Source organism: Mycobacterium sp. 1482292.6, from assembly GCF_001672995.1.
GTDB classification, from domain to species: domain Bacteria; phylum Actinomycetota; class Actinomycetes; order Mycobacteriales; family Mycobacteriaceae; genus Mycobacterium; species Mycobacterium europaeum_A.
The window spans coordinates 80980-104040 of the sequence record NZ_LZKV01000049.1 but is presented as its reverse complement, the minus strand read 5'-3'; the positions used below and the strand labels follow the sequence as shown (position 1 = coordinate 104040).

Genomic DNA, 23061 nt, shown 5'->3' with positions numbered 1-23061 from the left:
CGCGGGCGGCGGCGACGTCGGCGACCCGGGTGGCGTCGGTCAGCACGAGCCGGGCGACCTCCGCCAGCGCCGCGGCACCCGCGGCCGACCGCAGGTAGCCGACGTCTTGCGCGCTGAACCGCAGCCCACCACTCAGGAGGGTTTGACCCCGGTCACCATCACGTTGTAGTACCAGCCCTTCGGCACCACACGGCGCCACACGTTGGCGTCCACCCAGCTCAGCGTCTTCCAGCCGTTGAAGGCGAACTTCGCCCAGCCCCAGCCCAGCCGCCCGGGCGGCACCGACGCCTCGAAGGTGCGCACCGGCCAGCCGAACATCGCGGCGGTGAACTCCTCGCTGACGGTCCGCACCTGGGCGGCCCCGGCGTTGGCGGCCATCCGCTCCAGGTCGCCCGGGGTGAAGGTGTGCAGGTCGACGATGGCCTCCAGCGCCGCCGCCCGCGACGATTCGGCGACCGCGCCGCGATCCTGGTGGAGACGGTCCTGTTGCGCCGCCGCGCGGTGGACAAACTCGGCGGCCTTGCGACGCCGGCGTGGCTGTTCACCGACGAGGCGCTGCAGCAGGCCACCGCGGCGCCGGTGGCCTTGCACCGGGCCCGGCGATTGGCCGGCGCCGCCCCCGATTTCGTCGTGCACGACGCGACCTGTTCGATCGGCACCGAGCTCGCCGCGCTGCGGGCCTGCGGGGTCACCGCGGTGGGCAGCGATATCGACCCGGTGCGGCTGGCCATGGCCCGCCACAACGTGGGGGATGCGGCCCTGCTCTGCCGCGCCGACGCCCTGCGCCCGATCACCCGCGACGCCGTGCTCGTCGCCGACCCGGCCCGGCGCGTCGAGGGCCGGCGCCGGTTGCGTATCGACGACTACCGGCCCGGCCTGGGCTCGCTGCTCGACACCTACCGCGACCGGCACTTCGTCGTAAAGTGCGCTCCCGGAATCGATTTCGATGAGGTGCGGCGCCTGGGCTTCGGCGGCGAGATCGAGGTGACGTCGTATCGGGGTTCGGTCCGGGAAGCCTGCCTGTGGTCGGCCGGGCTGGCGCGGCCCGGCGTGGGCCGGCGGGCCAACATGCTGGACCGCGGCGAGCAGCTGACCGACACCGACCCCGGCGACTGCGGCGTGCGGCCGGCCGGTCGCTGGATCGTCGACCCGGACGGCGCCGTGGTGCGGGCCGGGCTGGTGCGCCACTACGGCGCACGGCACGGACTCTGGCAGCTCGACCCCGACATCGCCTACCTCTCCGGTGATGCGCTACCGGCCGCCGACCGCGGGTTTGAGGTGCTCGAACAGCTGGTCTTCGACGAGCGCCGCCTGCGCCAGGCGCTGTCGGCTCGCGACTGCGGCGCGCTCGAGGTGCTGGTGCGCGGGGTGCACGTCGACCCGGACGCGCTGCGCAAACGGATGCGGCTGCGCGGGAGCCGCCCGCTGTCCGTGGTCATCGCCCGCATCGGCGCCCGGACCGCCAGCCGGGCGATGGCATTCGTTTGCCGGCCCTCCCGATAGCTCCGGGTACGCTGGCGGCGTCACTTCTCCGGGTCACCGGCCCTGGCCACTCTGCGAGGACGATTCCACGATGCGTTATCCGATAGCCGCTGCGCTGCTGGCGGCGGCGGTCCTGGTGGGCTCGCCGGCCGCGGCCGAGCCGCCGTCGTGTGCCGGTTTGGGCGGCAGCGTCGAGGCCGGCCAGCTGTGCCATCTGCACGCCACCGGCCCCAACTACACGCTCAACATGACCTTCCCCGCCGACTACCCGGACGAGCAGGCGCTGACCGACTACATCACCCAGAACCGGGACGGCTTCGTCGCGGTCGCGCAGAGTTCCGGCGGCCGCGACCAGCCCTACCAGCTGGAGGCCACCACCGAACAGCACAGCGCTGGGCAGCCGCCGCACAACACCCGCAGCGTGGTGCTCAAGTTCTTCCAGGACGTCGGGGGATCGCACTCGTCGATCTGGTACAAGGCCTTCAACTACAACCTGGGCACCAAGCAGCCGCTGACCTTCGACAACCTGTTCCCTCCCAACACCACGCCGCTGGACGCCATCTTCCCGATCGTGCAGCGCGACCTGGAACGCCAAACTCCTTTGGGCGCCGCCATTTTGCCGTCGACCGGCCATGACCCGACCCACTACCAGAACTTCGCCATCACCGACGATCAGCTGATCTTCTACTTCGCCCCGGGCGAGATGCTGCCGGCGTTCGGCGGGCCGCTGCAGGCCCAGGTGCCGCGCAACGCCATTCCGCCGCTGGCGATCTAGACCGGGCCGGCCTGCAACTCCATCGCGACGGCGGCGACCGCCAGCGCCACCTGCGCGAGGCACCCGATGATCGGGACGAAAAACGCCCGCCGCCGGCGCACCAGATGGTAAACCGCGAGCACGATGTCGATGAGCAACAGGGCCGCGCCGCCCCAGGTGGCCAGGTTCATGGCCCGGTCGATCCAGGCGGGATTGCCGCACTGCCGGGAGCCGCACGCATCGGTGGTCATCACCAGCAGACCCAGCAGCGCGAAGGTCGCGCCGTAGAGGCCGCCGTGGATGACCAGCAAGATGACCGTCGCCACGGTGTCGGCGGTGTTGCTGCGGCCGCTTCCTGCGGTACTGGTGGTGGCGGCGCCGGGCGCCGCGGGGTCGTCGATCGGCACTACAGCAGTATGTCCCGGTCAGGCCGGCGCAAAACCGTAAACCTGGCCGTCGCTGGTGGCGGCCACCACCCGGCGATCGGTGCCGACCGATACCCCGACGGGATACCCGGTCGCCGCGGGCAGCGCAGAGCTGTTCAACGTGCGGCCGCTGCCCGGATCGAACACCAGCAGCGACATGCCGGGGGCGCCGTTCGCCGGTGGGCCGCTGACCACCGCGTAGCCGACGCCGCCGCCGGCAAGGCTCGACGTCGACAGGGGGAACACGTCGTCGCGGCGCCACACCTGGTCGGCGTGATCACCGGCGTCCTTGAACGCCGCCAGCCGGGTGTCGGGCCCGCCGCCCGCCACGATCAGCCCCTGCGGGGTGACCGCGGGCGGCGTCTGCGCCAGGAAGCCCAGCGGCGCCGACCATTTCACCTTCGCATCGGCGGTGCGCAGCGCCCACAGCCGTTGGTCGCGGCCGTTGACGTAGACGGTCGATCCGTCGGCCGACAGCACTGGGCTGGCGATGATGCCGGCGCCGACGGCGTCGCTGGTCCATTCGCGGGTGAGCAGCGGCGTCTGCCCGGGGTGGTACTTCAGCCCCACCAGACCCGCGGCCGGGGCGCCGGGCTGCCAGACCCCGAGCACCACCATCCCATTGACCGGCGAGAAGGCGGGGGCGGCCGCGACGGGACAGCCCTGGCGGGCCGGGGCGCAGTCGGCGAGGCCGCGCGCGGGGTCGGTGGGGTCGACGCCGTCGACGAGATCGAGCGGGCTCCCGGTCACCTGGCCGCGATGGGAGTCGAAGACCAGCACCTGCCCCAGGTGGGTCGTGACGAGCAGCTCGCCCTGCCCGAGGAACCGCGGCGTGGTGGGCATGCCGATCACCGGCTGGCGCCACCGCGTCCACTGGGTGACCGGAAAGGACAGCATGGCCCCGGGCTGGCCGACATAGACATTGTCGAAACCGTCGAGCAGCGGGCCGCCGAAGCCCCCACCCTGGGGGAGCCGCACACACCAGCGCTGCCGCCCGTTGTCGTTGTTCTCCCACTCCATCAGCGAACATCCCGCCGACGTCTGGGCGTTGAGGACCAGATAGCCGCGCGCGCTGAGCGCCGGTCCGGCGGCCAGGCTTCCCTTGACCGACCGGGTCCATTGCAGCGACAGCTTGGTGGCGCCGCCGACGGTGGTGTAGCTGCTGTTGGCGGCGTCGGCGTACTGGGCCGGCCAGCCTTGCGCGGCCGCGGCGTCCACCCACGAGTCGGTGTTGACGCAGGCCCCCAGCGGCACCGCGAGCACGGCCGCCAGCGCCACGGATGAACAACGCCGTAGCCCACTGACGAGTCGTCGGGCAAGCACGTCGGTTTCCAAGTCCTTCCGCAGGGGCGTTCGGCGGGTGCGGCGATCGAGTACACGTGAGGGTATCGCTTGGCCTCTCGACTAGGCTTTCCGGCCATGACATCCATGTGGGGTGCCCCGGTCCATCGTCGCTGGCGTGGATCAAATCTGCGCGACCCGCGCCAGGCCAAGTTCCTCACGCTGGCCTCGCTGAAATGGGTGCTGCGCAACCGCGCGTACACGCCGTGGTACCTGGTGCGCTATTGGCGGCTGCTGAAGTTCAAGCTGGCCAACCCGCACATCATCACCCGCGGCATGGTGTTTCTGGGCAAGGGCGTCGAGATCCATGCGACGCCCGAGCTCGCGCAGCTTGAGATCGGCCGCTGGGTGCACATCGGCGACAAGAACACCATCCGCGCGCACGAGGGTTCGCTGCGGTTCGGGGACAAGGTGGTGCTGGGTCGCGACAACGTGATCAACGCCTACCTCGACATCGAGCTCGGCGACTCGGTGCTGATGGCCGACTGGTGCTACGTCTGCGATTTCGACCACCGCATGGACAACATCGACCTGCCGATCAAGGACCAGGGCATCGTCAAGTCCCCGGTCCGGATCGGTCCGGACACCTGGGTGGGCGTCAAGGTATCGGTGCTGCGCGGCACGTCCATCGGGCGTGGTTGCGTGCTCGGGTCTCACGCGGTGGTCCGCGGGGTGATCCCGGACTACTCGATCGCGGTCGGCGCGCCGGCCAAGGTGGTGAAGAACCGCCAGCTCGCCTGGGAGAGCTCGGCCGCCCAGCGCGCCGAACTGGCGGCCGCGCTGGCCGACATCGAGCGCAAGAAGGCGGCCCGTTAGCCGGCGGCCTGCGGCTGCTCGTCGACCTTGAAGTGGAAGTTGACGTCGCCGGCGTCGACGTCGGTCACGGTCACCAGCACGCCGTATTTGTCGGCGCCGTCGGTGAGCTGACACCGTAACGTCGCGCCCGCAACGCCTTTGAGGTTGTCGGGGCAGGTCACCGCGTCCGGTTTGCGGCCGACCTGCTGACCCACCTGGGTGCTGATCGCGCCGGCGACCTGGTTCTTGTCGACGGTCTCGACCATGTCGAACTTGACGTCCTTGCCGTTGACGCTGGTCACCGTGACGTTGACGTTGAACGGCCGGTCCTTGACCTTCATGTCGCAATTGATCTGCGCGCCGACCTTCGCGGGCAGATCGGTGGGGCAGTTCACCGACTCCGGTTTGTTGCCCGCCGCGTCGGTCATTTTGGCGGTGATCTGGCCGGCGACATCGCTCTTGCTCACCGAGTGCGAGGTGCCGACGGAACACGAACAGGCGCCGACGCCCGCGGCGAGTCCGGCCGCCGCGCCAGAGATCAGCAGCGCCCGGATGATGAAGTTGGTCATTGTCGCCTCCCGAAAGGCTTGCCCGCGATGTATGGGCTGATCCTGGCATGCTCATCGGTTTCGGGCGCACGATTCAGCAAACGGGTGCCGGCGGGAGTGGCCGTTGCTGCGTCCATGACCCACCAACGGCCACTCATGTCACAGCGGTAACGTCTGCGCACCATAATCCGCTTTCCGATTCCGCTGGCGCGGGTGCTAGCACATGGCGGAAGGGTGCGCGTCAGTTCGCGGAGCCGGCGGGAGCGCCTCGACGGCGAATCCCGCTCAGATGCTCTGGTAACGCCGCAGCGCCTCGGCGCGCTCCGCGGCGTGGTCGACTATCGGCTCGGGATAGCCGTCGGGACGCTGACCCTTGCGCAGGTGCACGTCGTCGGCCGAACGCAGCTCCGGGACCCAGCGCCGGATGTAATCACCCGCCGGGTCGAACTTCTCACCCTGGGTGATCGGGTTGAACACCCGGAAGTAGGGCGCGGCGTCGGTGCCGCAGCCCGCACACCACTGCCAGCCGTGCTGGTTGTTCGCCATGTCGCCGTCGACCAGCTGGTCCAGGAACCATTCGGCCCCCCATTGCCACGGCAGGTGCAGGTCCTTGACCAGGAACGAGGCCACGGCCATGCGCACGCGGTTGTGCATGAATCCGGTGTCGCGCAGCTGACGCATGCCGGCATCCACGAACGGAAAGCCCGTCTCGCCGGCTTTCCACGCCTCGAAGCGGCGGGCGGCCTGCGCGCCGGTGTCGGTCTGGATGCCGTCGAAATCGCTGTTCCAGTTCCGCCAGGCGCTGGCCGGCCAGTGGTGCAGCACGTCGGCGTAGAAGTCGCGAAAAGCCAACTCCCGCAAGAAGGCCTGCGCCCCGACGCTTCGCGCGTCCAGGTCGGCGACCAGGGTGCGCGGATGAATGGCGCCGAACTTCAGGTGCGCCGACATGCGGCTGGTCCCGGTCAGGTCGGGCCTGTTGCGGTCCTCGGCGTAGCTTTGTAAGCCGTTGTCGACGAACGACTTCCATTGTTTGCGTGCCGCCGCCTCGCCTGCGGCCACCTCGAGGGCCTGTCCGGGATCGGGGAGGTCGCACTGCTTGATGGACAGGCTCGCCGGATCCAGCCAGCGCGCGGACTTCGCGTTCGACTTCGCCGGTTCCCGCCACCCGGTCTTGCGCCACTGGCGCAGGAACGGGGTGAACACTTGGTAGGGCGAGCCATCGGGTTTGGTGACGCGGCCGGGTGAGACGAGGTACGGCGACCCCGTCGCCATCAGCGGCACCGGACCCAGCGCCGCGCGCACCCGCTCGTCACGGCGCTTGCCGAACGGCGCGAAGTCTTCGGAGATGTGCACCGACGACGCCCCGATTTCCTTGACTATGCGGGGAATCTGCGTGTGGGGCTGCCCGCGGGTGACCAGCAGCCGGCCGTCGAGATCGTCGCGCAGCCGGCGCAGCGAGTCACCGAGGTACTGCAGTCGGCGTTGCCCCGAGGACTTTTCCAGGCGCGGGTCCAGCACGAAGCAGGCGAGCACCTCGTCGTTCTCGGCCGCGGCGAGCAGCGCCGGATGATCGCGCAACCGCAGATCTCGGCGAAACCACAGCAGTGCCGGCATAGTCAGCGGTTGAGTCGCCAGATGTGGGTGGACAAAACGGTCGCGAAGCCGCACCACAAGGGGTAGGGCAGCAACGCCAGCGCGCCGCGCGGTGTGGCTTGCGCCGTGCGCCTGACCAGATCGGCGCTACTGGCCGTCAGCGCCGCCGCCCCGATCGTGGCGGCCCCGAGTTTGTGGTACCGGAAGAACAGCCAACTCCATCCGGCGTTCAGGGCCAGGTTCGCCGTCAGCGCCGCCGCGTACGCGCGGGCCTTGTCGTGCTGCCCGGTTGCCTTCAGACGGTCGAGGGCTGCCGCCGACGTGACCGCGATGTCCCCGTAGAGCGTGGTCCACGCCGCGGGGAAGGCGGCGCGGGGTGGCTGGTAGGCGGGCTTGCGGAGCCGCGAGTACCACCGGGACGTGGCGTCGCGGCTGGCGACGCTGCCGGCCGCGGCGGTTGCGGCCACGGCCAGGCTGGTCCCGGCCAGTATCGACCTGTTCATGGCGTGCTCCGTTCTGGTTGTCTCCGGTCCGCTTGTTGCTCAACGGTTTTGGTGCGTGTTGGATTGGTCGGCCACCAGATCCGGTCGCCGATGAGGGCGAACAACGCCGGGATGACCAGCGTGCGCACCACGAAGGTGTCGAGCAGGATTCCCAGGCCGACGATGATGCCAAGCTGGGTCAACACGATCAGCGGCAACACCCCGAGCACGCAGAACACGGCGGCCAAAACGATTCCGGCACTGGTGATCACGCCACCGGTAGCCGATACAGCGCGCACCATCGGAGCGCGGGCGCCGGGCCGCGCGGCTTCCTCGCGGGCCCGGGTGACCAGAAAGATCGTGTAGTCCACCCCGAGGGCCGCCAAGAACAAGAACGCGAACAGCGGGGTGGTGTTGTCCAGCGCCGGGAACCCGAAGACGTGCAGGCTCGCCCACCCACCCATGCCCAGCGCGGCCAACGCGCCCAGGATCGTCGCGGCCAGCAGCGTCGGTGGCGCCAGGGCCGAGCGCAGCACCGCGTACAGCACGACCAGGATGACGGCCAGGATCGCCGGGATCAGCAGCAGCCGGTCATGAGTGGCCGCATCACGTACGTCGAGGGCCTGCGCGTCGGGCCCGCCCACCAACGCCGCGGGGTCCACGGCTCGCGTCGAATTCCGCAGTGCCGCAACTGCATTGAAAGCTTGATTCGACGACGGCGGCGCGTCGATCACCACCGACCACTTCGTCAGCCCGGACTCCGATCGGCCGGACTCGGTCACCGAGACGACGCCGGGGGTGGCGGTGATTGCCTGCCGCAGTGCCGAGGCGTGATCCGTGCGTCCGATGACCAGCGTCGGGTTGGTCAGTCCGGCCGGAAAGTGTTGGGCCACAACCTGGTATCCCACCACGGAGTCGGCGCGCAGGCGGAACTGTTCGGTCTGCGTCAGGCCGATCCGGGTTCCCAGCAGGCCGGTGCCCAGGACCGCCAGCACCGCGACGGCGACCGCCGCCACCAGAGCGGGGCGCCGATTCACCCATTCCGCGACGCGAAGCCACGCGCCGGCTCCGAGGGTGTCGCCGTCGTCCGCGCGCGGGATGAACGGCCAGAACAATCGCCGCCCGCAGCCGGCCAGCAGCGGGGGGAGGATCACCAGCACCGAAATCGCCGCGACGACAAGGCCGCACGCCGCGAGCGCGCCCAGGCTGCGGGTGCTCGGGGTGGACGCGAACAGCAGGGTGAGCAACGCCAACACCACGGTGGCGTTGCTGGCGACGATGGCCGGCCCCGCCCTGCGCACGGCCTCGCGCAGGGCGGCGCGGTGCGCGGAATGGCGGTGCAGCTCTTGTCGATACCGGGAGATCAGCAGCAGCGCGTAATTGGTGCCGGCGCCGAAAACCAGCACGCTGGTGATCCCGGAGGTGGCGCCGTCGAAACTCAGCCCGGTCAGCGATGCGACCGCCGTGCCGAGCGCCGCGGCCACTCGATCGGCGAATCCGACGACGAGCAGCGGGACCAGCCACAGCACCGGGGAGCGGTAGGTGGCGATCAGCAGCAGCGCCACCACCGACGTCGTCACCGCGAGCAGGGTGATATTGGCGCCCGCGAACGCGCCGGCGATGTCCGCCCCGAAGGCGGGGCCGCCGGTCACGTGCACCTGCAGCTGCCCGGGCAGGCCGGTGGCCGCGGCCGTGCGCAGCGTGGTGACGGCGTCGGAGAGCTCGAGCCCGGACAGGTCGGCGTCGATGGGGACCGCGGCCTGGGCGGCCCTGCCGTCGCTCGACGGCAGCAGCGGGGTCGCCGCCGCATTCGCGCCGGGCCGCGAGGCCGCCAGCGCGCGGTCCCGAGCGGCCTGGGCGGCGTCGCGGTCGGACGCGGTCAGCACGCCTGCATCGGTGCGGCTGACCACCACGATCAGCGGCGCCTTGTCACCCCCGGGAAACTGCCTGGCCAGGGTCTCGACCCGGGCGGATTGCGCATCGACTGGAACGGATTGCGGGGATTGGCCCGCGGCGGCGTTACCGCCGATCAGGACCATCAACCCGACACCGAGCGCGGCCGCGATCAGCGCGAGCAGCCAGCAACGCCGCCCCGTCACGGCGGCGGCCACGGAATCCCACACCACGTTTACAACCCTTTCAGTTTGTTAAACATTAATCAACTGAAATGACGCATCGCGACGCGACGGCGCCGGCGGTACGCAGGAGGGGGCACTATGGACATTATGGACGCGGGGCCGGGGGCAGTGTCGGACGCGAGGGGGTACCTGCGATGACCGCTGACCGCGGCGAGATGACCACCCGCAAGCGGCGGCACATCGATGTCTGCCTGAGCGAGCCGGTCGGCTACGACGGCGTCACCACCGGGCTGGACCGCTATGAACTGCCGTACAACGCGCTGACCCAGACCAACCTGGGCGACATCGATTTGTCCACCGACTTTTTCGGTGCCCGCCTGCGGTCGCCTATCCTCATCGGCGCGATGACCGGGGGTGCGGAGTTGTCCGGGACGATCAACCGCAACCTGGCCGCGGCGGCCCAGCAGCTGGGTTTGGGCATGATGCTGGGCTCGCAGCGGATCATGTTGGACAGTGCGCTGGGGGAGCGGGCGGCGGACAGCTTCACGGTGCGCGATGTGGCGCCGGATGTCTTGCTGTTCGGCAACATCGGCTTGGCGCAACTGACCAAGGCCGCCGCGCCGGATCTGGCGAAGGCCCTGGACCGAGTGGGCGCCGATGCGCTTGCCGTGCATACCAATCCGCTCCAGGAGGCGATGCAACACAACGGCGACACCGACTTCGCCGGGTCGCTGAACAGGTTGCGCGAGGCCGCCGCCACCGTCGACTATCCGGTGCTGCTCAAGGAGGTCGGGCACGGCATCGGCGGCGCGGCGGCCGCGGAACTGGTCGGGGGAGAAGGCGAATTGCCGGTGACCGGAATCGACGTCGCGGGCGCCGGCGGCACGTCGTGGTCGCGCGTCGAGCAGTTCGTGCGGTACGGCGAACTGCGCTACCCGCACCTGGCCGACTGGGGCATCCCGACCGCCCGCGCCATAGTCGAGGTGCGCGAGGTGCTACCGGCGATCCCCTTGGTGGCCTCCGGTGGCATCCGCACCGGTATGGATGCGGCCAAGGCGATCGCACTCGGTGCCGATGTCGTGGCGGTCGCCCGGCCGCTGCTGCCGGCCGCCATCGAATCGAGTGCCGCCGTGGTCGACTGGCTGCAGCCGTTCATCGACGAGCTGCGGATCTGCCTGCACGGCTGTGGTGCCGCGAACCTGGCGGACCTGCGCGGCGTCGAACTCGTCGGCGCGGACTAGGCCCGCGCGACGTGGCCGTCATCTTGGCCTACGGCTCGCCCGCCCTGGGGCATCTGCTGCCGGCCGGGGCGCTGCTCGCCGAGCTGACCCGGCGCGGACACGAGGTGCACCTGCGCACCATGTCGGCCGGTGTTTCGACGATGCGATCCATCGGCGTGCACGCCGAGCCGGTCGATCCGCGGATCGAGGCGATCGCCGGCAACGACTGGCAGGCGCGAAATACCTTGGGAGTGTTGAAGTTAACCATCGACGTGCTGTGCCGGCGGGCGGTGCTGGAAGTCGACGACTTTCGGCGTGCGGTGGGCGCGACCCGGCCGGATGCGGTGATCGTGGACGCGAACTGTTGGGGAGCCCTGTCGGCCGCGGACGCCGGGGACCTTCCGTGGCTGTTGTTCTCACCGTTCACCCCCTACCTGCGATCGCGCGGGGTGCCACCATTCGGTCCCGGATTTCGTCCGCTGCCGGGCATCGTCGGTGAGGTCCGTGACGCCACGGTGCGGCCGATCGTCAGGCACCTGTTCGACCGGCCAATGTTGCCTCGCGTCAACGCCATTCGCGCCGGGCTGGACCTGCCGCCGGTCACCTCGGTGGACGGCTTCATCCGGCGCGCGCCGCTGGTATTGGCGGTCGGCGGCGAGCCGTTCGAGTACCCGCATCCGGGATGGTCCGGCGTGGTGCACCACATCGGTGCCTGCGCATTCGAGCCCTCGACGGCCGCCGCACCGGAGTGGATCGACGCCATCGAACGTCCGATGGTGCTGGTGAACACCTCCTCGTTGCGCCAGGGTGACGAGGCGTTGGGACGAATCGCGTTGCGCGCGCTCGCCGACGAGGACGTGCACGTGGTGGCGACGTTCCCGGCCGGTGTGCCCGCTGGTCTGCCGCGACCCGAGAACGCGACCGTGCGCCGGTTCGTGCCGCACGCGGCCATCCTCGCCCGCGCCAGCTGCGCCATCACGCACGGGGGGATGGGCACGACGTTGAAGGCCCTCGATCGGGGAGTGCCGGTCTGCGTTGTGCCCTTCGCGCGCGATCAGGCCGAGGTCGCCAGGCGAGTGGAGATGGCCCGCTGTGGAACCCGGTTGACCGCCAAGAAGCTCACCGCGGCGCGACTGAGAGCCAAGGTACGCAAGGCGATGACGATGGCCGACGGCGCGCAACGGGTGGCCGCGGGGCTCGCCGCGACGGGGGGCGTGGCCCACGGCGCCGACCTGATCGAGCAACGGCTACTGGGCTGCGCCGCCGAGCGGCCGGTTCACTAGTCGGGCGCGGCGCCGCGTCTCGCCGGACCGCGATGACCCTTGACCTTAGGTTCGGGGGCCGCGGGCGTCTTCGGACCCGGTGTGGCCAGCCGTGATTCGAAGCTGGCCATCGCCTCGATCATCGCGCTGAACACCCGATGCGCCGCCGCCAGGTCGCGATCTGGAAGGTCGGCCAGCGCCGTATGTAGCTCGGCGCCAAGGGGAGTGAAGAACGAGCGGGCCAGCGCCATGCCCGGCTTCTCGTAGCGAAGCAGGGTCTTGCGCCGGTCCTGGGGATCGGGTTCGCGACGGACGTGGCCGGCGTCGATCATGCGGTCGACCAGGTAGGTGATCGCGGCCGGTGAGACGTCCATGCGGCGGCGCAACTGGGCCGCCGTCAACGGCTCCCCGGCGGTTTCGGCGACCATGATGTGCAGCAACGCGTGAAAATCCGTGCTGCTGACATCGTTTTGCCGGGCGAAGTGGCGGCCGATGCGGTCGGACTGGGCGGTGATCGCGCGCATGTCGGCCGACATCAATTTCTCGAGTTCGGCTCGATCTGGTCGCCGGTCAGCGGCGGCGCGCTTGGTCACTTGCCCGCATCCTTTTTGCAAATACGCCGGCCAGCGTATCGGTGACCGCTATCCGCGGCAGTCGAAACGCGCCGGAGCGTTCGGTGGCCATCAGCCTACGGCACCCTCGGCGGATCGCCGCCGCGGCGGCTCAGCCGCGCCGAGCGGGCGCTATCGAGACTTCGCGGGGTCGTGGCCCCAGTTCATCAACGAGTACCGCCAGGGGCTTTCATCGATGTCGCCCTGCGGGCGTTGCGCCAGGTGGCGCCTGGCATAACCGACCACCTTTCGCATGTGCGCGTAGTCGGCCTCGGTGAGGTCGGCGCGTTTGGCCTTGAGTATCTTGACGATGTGACGGCCACTGGCGTGGCCCGTGGCCTCGGCTCCGCTCCGCTTTTCGCCGACACTCTTCGATTCCTCGGTGCCGAGCCAGTTTTCCAGCTCGCGCGCCGTCATGTTGACGGTGTCCCGGAAGCGCTCCCAGGTGGTGTCATGGTCGTCGGTCACGGTGACTCCTCGATGCCGTTGTCGCGCATCACTTTGCGCGGCGCAGCGATTCGGGCTTGTGCACCGCGTCGGCTCCCGTCTTGTCGCTGCGCACCTTGTACTGCGGCTCGTCCTCGGACGCCCGCACCGTGCGCCCGGCGGCCTGAGTGTCGGAGGTGATCTTGCCCTCGACCGTGCCCCGGACCGTGGTGCCGTGGCTTTGCCACTCGACCTTGTCGCCCTTTTTGAATTGCTTGTCGCTCACCGGGATTCACCTTTCGCCGATTCGTCGCTGGGGGAGGCGGTGTGGGCCGGGTGTCCGTCGGTGCGTCGACGCTCCTTGAGGGCCATCTCGTAGACGTGGCGGCGCCCCTCGGTGAGCCGGCTTCGCACCAGCTGCTCGATCTGTGTGAAGCAGCGGTAGTAGCCGTCGTCGTAGTCCTCCAGCACCTGGAAGCTCCACCGGCCGGGCAGGACGTTGCGTCCGATCAGCTCGGTGCTGATGTGTTGCGCCAGATCGGCGTGGCCGGTTTCGCGCAGCCGCGCCACCGCCTCGTCGAGTTGCAGGTCGGCCCGGCCGGTGAGCTGATGAAAGGAATACAGATGCCCGCGGGCGCGCTCGATGGTTTCCAGCGCCTCGGTCACCTTACCTACCGCCTGCGCCACGCCGTCGATCTCGCCATTGGCCATGCCGTCCATGCTTTCCCCCAGTTGGTCGGAGCATTCCCGCCGCGGGGCGGTGCGAATCGTCGATCCGGTGGTTCATCAGCTGAATGGTTAACTGCTTGGTGCGAATGACCTCGCCGCGCGCCGCGACGGTTTGAACGACTCCGCCCCGGGTATCTGATCTGGCGATGACCGTGATCGAGACGTCGCGACGGCTGGGCCGCGCCGAACGTAAAGTGCTGCGCCTGCAACGGCGCTTGTGGCTCGCGCAGTTGGCCATGTGGCCCACCGCGATCGCGTTGGCGGTCCTGCTTACGGGTGCGTCAGTGCTGGTGTGGCGGCGTTCGGCCCGCGGCCGGCACCGCTCGGTCACCACGGCGACCACTTCCTCCGCCACCAGCCCTGATGGCATGGCGGCGACGGGTCCGGAAGGCACGAAGTAGGCTCGGCTGCGCCGGGTGCGTGTCACGATCGCCGCGAGGCAAGCGGTTCGGCGTTCGCCGATCCCGGGTCGGACCGGTCAGGTGGGGACTACGCGGTTCCACACCCGGTGCTCCTCGAGGCCGGCGACGAGGGACGAGACGATGCCCGACGCGTCTGAGCCCGTGAAGATGCCTTCTCCTTCCGCCGGAAGGCCCGCTGCCGCAAGCAGATTGGTCCCCTGCGGCAGCACGCCGATCGGCTTGAGATGACGGAACGCCTCGTCCACGAGGGTTCGCGCACCGGCCTCGACCGGTGATCCAGCGACGAGAACGGCGTCGACTTCCACGGATCGTCCCGTCGAATACGTGCGAGAAACCGTTGGGCCGCCGTCGCGGTTCAGCTTTCCGCCGTGCGACGCGAACACCAGCGGAACCAGCTTGGCCGCGGTGATCGCGGCCACCGCCGCCGTCACCTCGCCGGTGTCGGATTCGGCGTCGGTGAGGATGCCGATGCGGCGACCGGCCACCGGCCACCGTTGGCCGACTTGCGACAGCGCCGGGCTGACCGCCGGGGCGGCAGGCGCCGCGGCCGGAACGGGCGGCTCCAAACCCAGCCGCGCGGCGACGGCGGCGCACAGTTCGGTGTCGATCTTCGCGAGGACCGCGAGCTCGCGTTCCTTGATCACCTGTTCGTAGCATTTACCCAACTCGAAGGCGAACGCCTCGACGACATGGGCTTGTTCGACGGGCTGCAGGCTCCGGTAGAACAAGGTCGCCTGACTGAAGTGATCGTCGTAGCTCGCGGGATTTGCGCGACGTTTGGTCGACGCGGGCAGTGGGACCGGGGACTCGATGAAGGCGGCGAGATCGGCTCCGGCGGCGAAAGGGCATCCGCCGTCAATCGAATTCGGACGGTACGGCGCATTGCCGGGATGTACGCCGTGTTGGTGAAACCCGTCCCGCAACATGTCGTTGACCGGCGCGTGCGGACGGTTGATCGGGATCTGCGCGAAATTGGGACCACCCAGGCGGGTGATCTGCGTGTCGAGGTAGGAGAACAACCGCGCGTGCAACAGCGGGTCGTCGGTGACGTCGATGCCGGGAACCAGATGACCGATGTGAAACGCCACCTGCTCGGTCTCGGCGAAGAAGTTGGTCGGGTTGGCGTTGAGTTGCATGGTGCCGATGATTTGAACCGGGGCCAACTCCTCGGGCACGATCTTGGTCGAGTCGAGCAGATCGATGCCTTCGAACATTTGCTCCGGGTTGTCCGGGAACACCTGGATGCCCAGATCCCACTCGGGATAGGCGCCCGCCTCGATCGCATCGGCGAGGTCACGACGGTGGAAGTCGGGGTCGACGCCGGCGGCGATCTGCGCCTCCTCCCACACCAGCGAATGCACCCCCAGGCGTGGCTTCCAGTGGAACTTCACCAGCGAGGTGGTGTTGTCCGGCGCGACCAGCCGGAACGTGTGGACGCCGAAGCCCTCCATCGTCCGGTAAGACCGCGGGATCGCCCGGTCGGACATGGCCCACATGGTGTGCGCGGCTGCCTCGGTGTGCAGCGACACGAAATCCCAGAAGGTGTCGTGCGCCGTCTGGGCTTGCGGGATCTCGCGATCCGGGTGCGGCTTGGCCGCGTGGATGATGTCGGGGAATTTGATGCCGTCCTGGATGAAGAACACCGGGATGTTGTTGCCGACCAGGTCGAACGTTCCCTCGTCGGTGTAGAACTTGGTGGCGAACCCGCGGGTGTCCCGCACGGTGTCGGCCGATCCGCGGGAGCCGATCACGGTGGAGAATCGGACGAATACCGCCGTCTCGGCGCCGGACTTGAGAAACCCTGCCTTGCACAGTTTTTCGGCTGCGCCGTTGCCGCGGAACACACCGTGGGCGCCGGCGCCACGAGCGTGCACCACACGTTCCGGAATGCGCTCATGATCGAAATGGGTGATCTTCTCGCGCAGATGGTGGTCTTGCAGTAGCGTCGGGCCGCGTTCACCGGCCTTCAGCGAATGATCGGTGTCATATAGCCGCACACCCTGGGCGGTGGTCAGGTACTCGCCCTGCTGTCCACGCGCGGTCGCCGGGCCCTCCACCGGTGTTCCGGTCGGGGTCCGAAGTTCCGGGGCGATTTGATCGTTCTTGGGTGGCAACGGCTCCCGCGGCGCCGTCGGCTCGGCGAGGTCTGGCGGCTCGGCACCCGGCGCGCTGGGAATGTAACCACTGGCCTGAGCCTGCTGGGCCTTCCCTTCGCGGACCAGATATTCCTGGCCGGACACCGCCCCGATGGCCTGCTTGGCCACTGCCTTGACGCCCTCGACGACACCCTTGACCGGGTTGCTGCGCCCGCCGTCCTCCGCCATCAAATCTCCTTGGTTGGCATGAATTCAGATACGGCCGCCTGAGGCATCAGGCGGCTTATCCCCGCGTTCCCCTCAGCGGCGCGGTGAAACCCCGGTTTGGGCATAAAAGTTGGGAACGGGCAAAACTGGTCGTGCCGTCTGGCGTCGGCAGCGCACCTGCCGCCGCACGGACAACCCGGCACGGAGCGTGCCAAGAGACCAGCTGGCGGCTTGACCCTACGAACTTGCGCGAACCTGATAGCGGCGCTCGGCGTAGGCGAGGTCGTCGCGCCACAGTTTGTTGGCCGCGTAACGCATGAACGGTGTGATCAGCGGCGCCGCCCGAGCGGCGCGCGTGAAACCAGGCCGGTCCGAATGCGCGATGGTGGCCTCCAGCACCGCGGTGCGCGGTCGGCCATCGGGACCCGAACCCATTGGTGTCGCATGGGTTTCGACGACGCTGCCCGCGCCCTCCCCGTCCACGATGCGCATGACGATGGTGCGTGCCTCCGGGCAACTGAACTCCGCGACGACAGGGACTCCGACGCGTCCCATCCGGAAGGTCACCGCCACCATGAATCGGTCCGCCTCTTCGGTGGGGGTGGTGAGCACGTCGAGCCGGGTGAACGAGTAGGGGTGAAACCACGCCCCATGCCACGGATCGAGCCGGTTGGCGATGACGTCGCTCGGTTCGCAGACCCCCACCACGTGGGCGACCGCGCTCAGGGTGTCGCCGGCCGGCCGCTGCGCAATCACCGGCCGGTCCAGCGGGTCCTCCGTGCCCACCGCGTCGAGCCGCACCCATGCCAGGACGCCGTCGTCGTGACTGGGCAACGGGCTCCAGCCGAATTCGCGCGCGTGTCCGTCCAGGGTCAGCCCGTGCCAGCGGCAGATCAGCGCGCCCCGGTGCACGGTGCCGGTGGCGAGGTCGGCACCCAAATGGGGGCAACTGCGGGGCCCCACGCACAATCGGCCGCGGTCGTCGCGCCAGGCCACGACCTCGACGCCGGCGACCCGGGCGCCGACGGGGCGCCCGGCGGGGACCTGGTGACTGGCGGCGAAGGCGTACCAGTTGCCGGTGGGTTTGCGCTGCGAGCGGCGCAGCGCGCCCTCGATGATGGCGGGTTGCGCGTCGCGATAGGTCGGGCGCTGATCGGCCCACGACATGCGCGGGATCACCTGCAGTGGCCACCCTTTGGTCCGGGTGGCGGACAGGCGCTGCTGTAGCTGTTCGCGGAACTTCATGGTGTGGTGGATCTTTCGCGGGCGGCAAGCCATCGAAGCAGCGGTGACCGGCCTTGGGTGGGTACCGTGGCCAACGGGTGTCCGGCTAATCCCCATCGTTGCAGGAGTTGGTTCGCGGCGCACCAGCCGGTGGTTGCGGCGCGCTCCATGAGCGCCACCGGCAAGTCGATGCGGATGGCGTCGCCGGCCAGCAACAAGCCCGGCGTGGGCGTGCGGACCGGGGGACGGAAGGGATAGGAGCCCGGCGCAAACAGCGGGCAGTCGCTGCGATGCAGCAGCTTCTCGTGGACGATTTGCGCCGCAGCGGTTTCCGGATACACCCTGTGTAGCTGTCGTAGCGCGGCGTCCCGCGACGGCGCGGAATCCAGGGCGTACGAGTGCAACTCGACCACCGAACCATGATGCGCGCCGGCCCAGTCGCGGGCTTCGATTTCGTAGCGCTCCAGCACGCTGATGTTGTCGAGCGGTTCATGGCCGGCGGTGCCCAAAAACGCCGGCCGGTGCGCCGCGACCGGTCGGTCGAGCCACAGCCGATGCACGGCGAACGGCGGCGCGCTGCGCAGCCGCGAGATCTGGGTGCGCCAGGCCTCGGTGCCCAGATCCGGGGACGCCGCGACGATCCGCTGTAAACCCGCGACGTCGGTGGCCAATACGACGGCGTCGACCTCGCAGTGGTCATCGGAATCAGTGTGCACCCGAAAAGACTTCGCCGGTGCGGTCTCGATGCGCAGCACCTTGGTGGCGAGCCGGATCCGCGCGCCGCGACCCTCGAGGTAGCCGCGCAACGGCTCCCACAGGGCGCTGTCGTAGTTCGCCGACGGCACGTCGAAGATCAGGCCCTCGGACGATCCGAGGAAGTAGATGTGAAACATGGTCGCCAGCTCGGCCGCGGAGAGCTGGGAGGGATCGGCGAAGAAGCTGCGGGAGAACACCTCGAACGCCAGATGCCTTGCGGCCTCGGGGAATCGGATGTCGGAGAGAAACGTCGCGGCGTCGGTGTGGTCCAGGCGCTGGTAGGTGCCGGGCACCGATACGGCGGCCAGCGGTGCGGCCGCGCGGGCGTCGATGCGGGTGAAGTCTCGCAGCCGGAACGTCGGGCTGCGCGCGGCGAAGACCACGGCGTTCCACGGCGGGGTGCGCGGCAGCCCGCGGAAGGTGTCGCGCCGTCCGGCGCCGTCGATCAGCGGGTAATCCGCGACGGGAGTGAGCATCCGCAGTTGCGGGTCGATCCGGCTCAGCAGGGCGCGCAGGTTGTAGTACTGCCGGAAGAACGCGTGGAAGCCGCGGTTCATCGCGAGCTCGGCGCCGCCGTCGCGCTCGGTCCAGCCCCCCACCCGGCCGCCCAGGTAGCGCTCGCTTTCGATGACCTCGACGACGACGCCGCGCTCGGCCAGCCCGGTGGCGGCGCTCAGGCCGGCGATCCCGCCGCCGACGACGGCCACCCGGGGGCGCTCGGGCAGCGCACCGGCGTCCGGCAATCCCGTTGGTGCGGCGAAGGTTCGGCGCCGCCGGTCGGCGGTCATCGCGGCGCGTCCGCCAGGAAGGTGTGCACGATGTTGGTCTCCCAACCGGGCATCGTCTCGCTGTGCACGGCGGTGAAGCCGGCGTCGGCGAGGCGGGTCTCGAACCGCGCGGCGCCGTCGAAATCCAATACGCTGCGCCACAGGTAGCGATACAGCCCGGCGTCCCGGGTGCGCCACCACCCGGCGGGAATGATGATGGCCCAGCACACGGCGTGCCAGATGCGGGTCGCGGCGGGGGAGTCGCGCACCGAGTATTCGTGCACCGCCAGGGTGCCGCCCGGACGCAACAGCTCGCGGAACCTGCGCAGCTGTGCGTCCCGGTCGGCGACGTTGCGGATCAGATAGGCGGCCAGGATGCCGTCGAACGGTCCGGTGATCCCGTGCTCGGCCAGGTCTTCGACCGGCGTGTGCACGAAGCGCACCGAGGCGGGCCACTGTTTGGCGCGCGCCGCGTCGAGCATTCCGCGCGAGGCGTCGACGGCGACAATGTCGGCCTCCGGTGCGACGGCGAGCAGCGCGGCCGTCGAGGCGCCCGTGCCGCAGCCGGCATCGAGCAACCGTAACCCGTTGCCGCGGTTCGGGATTCGCATTCGGCGCGCCGACAAGGTCAGCTGCGCGTGGTAACCGGGGCTGGCCCCGACCAGCCGGTCGTAAGCCGGCGCGCCCGCGTCGAACGCGGCCGCCAGGTCGGCGGGCGCGGGACCAGCATCACCGACGCGCACGTTGCCGCTCCCACAGCAGCAGCACCGCGGTGACCAACGCGAAGCCGAACAGAAAGTCTTCGACCGGGATGTCGAATGGGAAGCGCAGGCCGCTCAGCTGCCGATCGTCGTAGCTGACGACGGGGGAGCTGAGTTTCGTCAGCCAGCCGTCCACCGGGATCTGGAATCCCAGCACGATCAGCATCGACAGCCAGTACGCCGCACGCCGGAAGAGCCCGGTGCGCAGCACCGCCAATTCCAGTGCGCAGACCAGCAATACCGCCAGCGCGGCCGGCAGCGTGTAGCCCAGGCCCGTCATCGGCGGTGCACCTTGTCCAGGATGGTGGTCACGGCGTTGTAGGTCAGCAACGCGCAGACCGGAATGACGAGGAAGAACAGCACCTCTTCGATCGGCACCCGGACCGGGATGCCCAGGCCACACAGATAGGCGCGGTCGTAAGTCCACACGTGCGCGGCGACGGCGATCTCATCCCAGATCAAGAACACCGCGGCCACCGGCACGATCGCCTTGAGGGCCCGTCGCCACTGGCGGTAGACGCCGGGGCCGAAGATCTCCAGCGGCGCGGTGATCACCAGGCATGCGGCCAGCACCGCCAGGTATTGCCACCGATCGCTCATGCGGCCCCCGATTGACGAACGCCCCGCGCGCCGTTGCGCGCCCGCCACGACCGTATCAGTCCCGCACCGGCGACCCGAAGCCGTCGCGTCGTGCCGACGGTGGCACGGTGATCGAACACCGCGAAGTCGCTTCTTTCGATGCAGTCCAGGATCTCCGAGTACAGCGCCGCCGCGGTCGCCACGCACGGTCGCGAGCGGCGGGCGAGCGTGGCGATCCCGTCGGCGGCGAATCGATAAGTCTGCCTGGCGATTTCGTGCTGAACGACCAGGGCGCGGCGCACCCGCGGATCGGTGCGGCGGTGGGTGTGACACCACGTCAACAGCTCCCGGTCGACCCCGTCGGCGGCGAGTTCGTCGGCCGGCAAGTAGACCCGGCCGCGCTGCAGGTCCTCGTCGACGTCACGCAGGAAATTGGTGAGCTGGAACGCGCGGCCCAGCGCCGCGGCGTACGGCGCCGCCTCCTGCACGGGCGTCACCGTGCCCAGTATCGGAAGCACTTGCAGCCCAATGGCTTCCGCGGATCCGCGCATGTAGCGGTTGAGGGCCTTGCGGTCCGGATAGTCGGTGACCGTGAGGTCCATCCGCATCGACGCCAAGAAGTCCTCGAACAGCTCCGCGCTGATCCGATAGCGCCGCACGGTGTCGGTCACGGCGGCGACCAGCGGATCGTCGCGGTGCGCATCGCCGGAGAAGAATCGCTGCGACAGCTGCGCCAGCCGGCGACCGCGGACGTCGGCGCCGACCGCCGGGTCGAGATCGTCGAGGATGTCGTCGGCGTACCGGGCGAAACCGTACAGCGCATGAACGGGTGGCCGCTGGTCGGGCGCGAGCAACCGGGTCGCGAGAAAGAAGGTGCGGCCATGCGCGGCGTTGAGTTCCCGGCACCGGCGATACCCGTCGCGCAACCACGGGTCGTCGATCCCGGCCGCCGTCAGCTCGCCGCGCATCATGCCGAACCGGCTTTCATGTCGACGTGCGCGGCCGACCGCGCGGCGACCCCGGTGATGCGGTCGGCGGCGAGCCGCCCGGAAATCAGCGTGGTCGGAACGCCGACGCCGGGCACCGTGGAGGACCCGGCGAGCACCGCGTTGTCGATGCCGCGCACCAGGTTGCCCGGTCGAAACGGTCCGGTCTGGCCGAACGTGTGGGCCAGCGCGAACGGACTGCCGGCCGCCATGCCCTGGCGGGCCCAGTCGGCGGGCGTGACGACGCTCAAAACTGTTGCGTCGCATGGTAACCCGGGCAGCAGCCGGTCGCCGACGCGCGCGATCATGTCCTCGACGTAGCGGTCGCCGGCAGTTGCCCAATCGATGGTCCCGCGATCCAGGTTCGGGGCGGGGGCGAGCACGTAGAGCAGATCACGCCCCTCGGGCGCCAGGGTGGGGTCGCCGGCCGTCGGCCGGGTGACCAGAAGCGACGGGTCCCGCATGAGCCGGCCGTCGCGGACGATGTCGGTGAAGGTCTGATCCCACGCCTCGCCGAACAGGATGGTGTGGTGGGCGGTCGTGGATGCGACGGCGGGGCAACCCAGATGCGCCACAACGGCCGAGGGTGAGGCGCGCAGCCGCACGGCGCGACGCGGTGTGCGGCCCAGCAGCGCGTAGGTCTGCGGCAGTTCGGTGGTCAACACCACCGCATCGCAGGCGATGCGTCCGGACTGCTCGGTCACCACGGCGGTCACCCGACCGCCCGCCCGCTCGAGCGCGGTAACGGTTGCGCGGTAACGAAATTCGACGCCGGCGTCCGCCGCGGCCGCGGCCAGCGCGTCGGGCAGCGCCCGCACCCCGCCGCGCGGAAACACCACGCCCGAGATGGTGTCCATGTAGGCGATCACCGCGTAGACCGCCAGGGCGTCGCGCGGCGCCACGCCGGCGTACAGCGACTGGAAGGTGAAGATCCGCTGCAGCCGCGGGTCGCTGATGTGCCGCTTGACCATCCGGTCCCATTTGCGGAAGCCGCCGATCGCGGTCAGCCGCGCCAACTGCGGGGTGAGCAGCGACAGTGGTGAGTCGAAGTTCGCGGCGATGAACCCGTCGAATTCGGTGCGGTACAACCGTGTCAGCCACTCCCGAAGCCGCCGATAGCCCGCCGCCTGCGCGAAGCCGGCGAACTCTGCGACGGCGTCGGCCATCCGATCCGCGTCGCTGTGCACGTCCAGCGCGCTGCCGTCGGCGAACACGGCGCGATAGGCCGGGTCCACCGTCAGCAGCTGGATGCGGTCGCGTAGTTGTTCGCCGACCGCCGCGAACGTCTCGTCGATGATGTCCGGCATGGTGAGCACCGTCGGCCCGGTGTCGATGCGGTAGCCGTCGATGTCGAGGCGACCGGCCCGCCCGCCGGGCCACGGCTCGCGCTCGACCACCGTGACCGCACGGCCCCGGCCGGCCAGGTGCAACGCCGCGGCAAGGCCGGCCAGTCCGGCGCCGACCACCACCACGTGATCTCCGCGCCCTTCGATGGTCCGCATGATCAACAGGCTCCC

23 protein-coding genes and 2 pseudogenes are annotated in these 23061 nt (G+C 69.6%); 6 read left to right on the top strand and 19 right to left on the bottom strand.

Annotation, left to right across the window (positions count from 1 at the left end; translation table 11 throughout):
* Window positions 1-132: 132 nt before the first annotated feature.
* Window positions 133-465, bottom strand: a pseudogene (locus tag A5624_RS04665) (SAM-dependent methyltransferase); the annotation flags it as partial.
* Between A5624_RS04665 and A5624_RS04660 the strand changes: the two are divergent.
* Window positions 445-1503 (top strand): annotated as a pseudogene (locus tag A5624_RS04660) (class I SAM-dependent methyltransferase); the annotation flags it as partial. The pseudogenes A5624_RS04665 and A5624_RS04660 overlap by 21 nt on opposite strands.
* Window positions 1504-1573: 70 nt before the next feature.
* Entirely contained in the window at window positions 1574-2257 is a 684-nt protein-coding gene (locus A5624_RS04655; RefSeq protein ID WP_066862253.1) for an esterase, read from the top strand.
* On the opposite strand, the gene A5624_RS04650 is transcribed toward A5624_RS04655, so the two are convergent.
* Both A5624_RS04650 and A5624_RS04645 read right to left on the bottom strand, forming a co-directional pair.
* Window positions 2254-2643, bottom strand: a complete 390-nt coding sequence (locus A5624_RS04650) for a DUF6264 family protein (protein WP_066862251.1) — start codon at window positions 2641-2643, stop codon at window positions 2254-2256. The two genes, A5624_RS04655 and A5624_RS04650, sit on opposite strands and share 4 nt — an antisense overlap.
* An 18-nt stretch (window positions 2644-2661) precedes the next feature.
* Window positions 2662-3939 (bottom strand): PQQ-binding-like beta-propeller repeat protein, encoded by a 1278-nt coding sequence (locus A5624_RS04645; protein ID WP_197518917.1) that lies wholly within the window; start codon window positions 3937-3939, stop codon window positions 2662-2664.
* A 141-nt stretch (window positions 3940-4080) separates the two neighbouring features.
* Here A5624_RS04645 and A5624_RS04640 point away from each other — a divergent pair, with 141 nt between their 5' ends.
* On the top strand, window positions 4081-4818 hold the full coding sequence (locus tag A5624_RS04640; protein WP_066862245.1) for an acyltransferase: 738 nt from the start codon (window positions 4081-4083) through the stop codon (window positions 4816-4818).
* Here A5624_RS04640 and A5624_RS04635 read toward each other — a convergent pair.
* The 4 genes from A5624_RS04635 to A5624_RS04620 form a co-directional block, all read right to left on the bottom strand.
* Window positions 4815-5366, bottom strand: a complete 552-nt coding sequence (locus A5624_RS04635; RefSeq protein WP_066862242.1) for a DUF4333 domain-containing protein — start codon at window positions 5364-5366, stop codon at window positions 4815-4817. The two genes, A5624_RS04640 and A5624_RS04635, sit on opposite strands and share 4 nt — an antisense overlap.
* Window positions 5367-5630: 264 nt before the next feature.
* Complete coding sequence (locus tag A5624_RS04630) at window positions 5631-6959, bottom strand: deoxyribodipyrimidine photo-lyase (RefSeq protein WP_066862239.1); 1329 nt, start codon at window positions 6957-6959, stop codon at window positions 5631-5633.
* Window positions 6960-6961: 2 nt separating this feature from the next.
* The gene (locus tag A5624_RS04625; RefSeq protein ID WP_066862236.1) at window positions 6962-7441 is read right to left on the bottom strand and encodes a TspO/MBR family protein; all 480 of its coding nucleotides are present in this window, start codon (window positions 7439-7441) and stop codon (window positions 6962-6964) included.
* The gene (locus tag A5624_RS04620; RefSeq protein ID WP_066862233.1) at window positions 7438-9546 is read right to left on the bottom strand and encodes an MMPL family transporter; all 2109 of its coding nucleotides are present in this window, start codon (window positions 9544-9546) and stop codon (window positions 7438-7440) included. Before A5624_RS04620 ends, A5624_RS04625 begins: the two co-directional genes overlap by 4 nt.
* 146 nt (window positions 9547-9692) lie before the next feature.
* Between A5624_RS04620 and fni the strand changes: the two genes are divergently transcribed.
* Both fni and A5624_RS04610 read left to right on the top strand, forming a co-directional pair.
* Window positions 9693-10739 carry a type 2 isopentenyl-diphosphate Delta-isomerase gene (fni, locus tag A5624_RS04615; RefSeq protein WP_066862231.1) on the top strand — a complete coding sequence of 349 codons (1047 nt, stop codon included), beginning with the start codon at window positions 9693-9695 and terminating at the stop codon, window positions 10737-10739.
* Between the two features lie 11 nt (window positions 10740-10750).
* Window positions 10751-12001, top strand: a complete 1251-nt coding sequence (locus A5624_RS04610; protein WP_066862228.1) for a glycosyltransferase — start codon at window positions 10751-10753, stop codon at window positions 11999-12001.
* Here A5624_RS04610 and A5624_RS04605 read toward each other — a convergent pair.
* The 4 genes from A5624_RS04605 to A5624_RS04590 all read right to left on the bottom strand — a co-directional run bounded on the left by A5624_RS04605 (window position 11998) and on the right by A5624_RS04590 (window position 13728).
* Window positions 11998-12573, bottom strand: coding sequence for a MarR family winged helix-turn-helix transcriptional regulator (locus tag A5624_RS04605; protein ID WP_066862225.1), 576 nt, complete (start codon window positions 12571-12573; stop codon window positions 11998-12000). The genes A5624_RS04610 and A5624_RS04605 overlap by 4 nt on opposite strands.
* 150 nt (window positions 12574-12723) lie before the next feature.
* Window positions 12724-13059, bottom strand: a complete 336-nt coding sequence (locus A5624_RS04600; protein WP_082976017.1) for a DUF3140 domain-containing protein — start codon at window positions 13057-13059, stop codon at window positions 12724-12726.
* Between the two features lie 28 nt (window positions 13060-13087).
* A complete protein-coding gene (locus A5624_RS04595) occupies window positions 13088-13303 on the bottom strand; it encodes a DUF2945 domain-containing protein (RefSeq protein ID WP_066862218.1) in 216 nt (71 codons plus the stop codon).
* On the bottom strand, window positions 13300-13728 hold the full coding sequence (locus tag A5624_RS04590; protein WP_156748804.1) for a hypothetical protein: 429 nt from the start codon (window positions 13726-13728) through the stop codon (window positions 13300-13302). The genes A5624_RS04595 and A5624_RS04590 overlap by 4 nt, the downstream gene beginning before the upstream one ends.
* 164 nt (window positions 13729-13892) lie before the next feature.
* On the opposite strand from A5624_RS04590, the gene A5624_RS04585 reads away from it, so the two are divergent.
* Window positions 13893-14147 (top strand): hypothetical protein, encoded by a 255-nt coding sequence (locus tag A5624_RS04585; RefSeq protein ID WP_066862212.1) that lies wholly within the window; start codon window positions 13893-13895, stop codon window positions 14145-14147.
* Window positions 14148-14224: 77 nt separating this feature from the next.
* On the opposite strand, the gene A5624_RS04580 is transcribed toward A5624_RS04585, so the two are convergent.
* The 8 genes from A5624_RS04580 to crtI form a co-directional block, all read right to left on the bottom strand.
* Window positions 14225-16492: a catalase gene (locus A5624_RS04580; RefSeq protein WP_066862205.1), complete on the bottom strand. Its 2268-nt coding sequence runs from the start codon at window positions 16490-16492 to the stop codon at window positions 14225-14227.
* 216 nt (window positions 16493-16708) lie between these two features.
* Window positions 16709-17716, bottom strand: a complete 1008-nt coding sequence (locus A5624_RS04575) for a DUF5914 domain-containing protein (protein ID WP_066862202.1) — start codon at window positions 17714-17716, stop codon at window positions 16709-16711.
* On the bottom strand, window positions 17713-19239 hold the full coding sequence (locus A5624_RS04570; RefSeq protein ID WP_066862199.1) for an FAD-dependent oxidoreductase: 1527 nt from the start codon (window positions 19237-19239) through the stop codon (window positions 17713-17715). Before A5624_RS04570 ends, A5624_RS04575 begins: the two co-directional genes overlap by 4 nt.
* Window positions 19236-19961, bottom strand: coding sequence for a class I SAM-dependent methyltransferase (locus A5624_RS04565; protein ID WP_066862197.1), 726 nt, complete (start codon window positions 19959-19961; stop codon window positions 19236-19238). Before A5624_RS04565 ends, A5624_RS04570 begins: the two co-directional genes overlap by 4 nt.
* Entirely contained in the window at window positions 19948-20259 is a 312-nt protein-coding gene (locus A5624_RS04560) for a lycopene cyclase domain-containing protein (RefSeq protein ID WP_066862194.1), read from the bottom strand. Before A5624_RS04560 ends, A5624_RS04565 begins: the two co-directional genes overlap by 14 nt.
* Window positions 20256-20579 (bottom strand): lycopene cyclase domain-containing protein, encoded by a 324-nt coding sequence (locus A5624_RS04555; protein WP_066862191.1) that lies wholly within the window; start codon window positions 20577-20579, stop codon window positions 20256-20258. The genes A5624_RS04560 and A5624_RS04555 overlap by 4 nt, the downstream gene beginning before the upstream one ends.
* Window positions 20576-21529 (bottom strand): phytoene/squalene synthase family protein, encoded by a 954-nt coding sequence (locus A5624_RS04550; protein WP_066862188.1) that lies wholly within the window; start codon window positions 21527-21529, stop codon window positions 20576-20578. The genes A5624_RS04555 and A5624_RS04550 overlap by 4 nt, the downstream gene beginning before the upstream one ends.
* Window positions 21526-23046, bottom strand: coding sequence for a phytoene desaturase family protein (gene crtI / locus A5624_RS04545; RefSeq protein ID WP_066862276.1), 1521 nt, complete (start codon window positions 23044-23046; stop codon window positions 21526-21528). Before crtI ends, A5624_RS04550 begins: the two co-directional genes overlap by 4 nt.
* Between the last annotated feature and the right edge of the window lie 15 nt (window positions 23047-23061).

What these genes read in the sequence shown, in the direction of transcription:
- A5624_RS04655 (WP_066862253.1), top strand. Translation starts at nt 1,574, where the DNA reads ATGCGTTATCCGATAGCCGCTGCGCTGCTGGCGGCGGCGGTCCTGGTG.
- A5624_RS04640 (WP_066862245.1), top strand. Translation starts at nt 4,081, where the DNA reads ATGACATCCATGTGGGGTGCCCCGGTCCATCGTCGCTGGCGTGGATCA.
- A5624_RS04635 (WP_066862242.1), bottom strand. Translation starts at nt 5,366, where the DNA reads ATGACCAACTTCATCATCCGGGCGCTGCTGATCTCTGGCGCGGCGGCC.
- A5624_RS04630 (WP_066862239.1), bottom strand. Translation starts at nt 6,959, where the DNA reads ATGCCGGCACTGCTGTGGTTTCGCCGAGATCTGCGGTTGCGCGATCAT.
- A5624_RS04625 (WP_066862236.1), bottom strand. Translation starts at nt 7,441, where the DNA reads ATGAACAGGTCGATACTGGCCGGGACCAGCCTGGCCGTGGCCGCAACC.
- fni (WP_066862231.1), top strand. Translation starts at nt 9,693, where the DNA reads ATGACCGCTGACCGCGGCGAGATGACCACCCGCAAGCGGCGGCACATC.
- A5624_RS04590 (WP_156748804.1), bottom strand. Translation starts at nt 13,728, where the DNA reads ATGGCCAATGGCGAGATCGACGGCGTGGCGCAGGCGGTAGGTAAGGTG.
- A5624_RS04585 (WP_066862212.1), top strand. Translation starts at nt 13,893, where the DNA reads ATGACCGTGATCGAGACGTCGCGACGGCTGGGCCGCGCCGAACGTAAA.
- A5624_RS04580 (WP_066862205.1), bottom strand. Translation starts at nt 16,492, where the DNA reads ATGGCGGAGGACGGCGGGCGCAGCAACCCGGTCAAGGGTGTCGTCGAG.
- A5624_RS04575 (WP_066862202.1), bottom strand. Translation starts at nt 17,716, where the DNA reads ATGAAGTTCCGCGAACAGCTACAGCAGCGCCTGTCCGCCACCCGGACC.
- A5624_RS04570 (WP_066862199.1), bottom strand. Translation starts at nt 19,239, where the DNA reads ATGACCGCCGACCGGCGGCGCCGAACCTTCGCCGCACCAACGGGATTG.
- A5624_RS04560 (WP_066862194.1), bottom strand. Translation starts at nt 20,259, where the DNA reads ATGACGGGCCTGGGCTACACGCTGCCGGCCGCGCTGGCGGTATTGCTG.
- A5624_RS04555 (WP_066862191.1), bottom strand. Translation starts at nt 20,579, where the DNA reads ATGAGCGATCGGTGGCAATACCTGGCGGTGCTGGCCGCATGCCTGGTG.
- A5624_RS04550 (WP_066862188.1), bottom strand. Translation starts at nt 21,529, where the DNA reads ATGATGCGCGGCGAGCTGACGGCGGCCGGGATCGACGACCCGTGGTTG.
- crtI (WP_066862276.1), bottom strand. Translation starts at nt 23,046, where the DNA reads ATGCGGACCATCGAAGGGCGCGGAGATCACGTGGTGGTGGTCGGCGCC.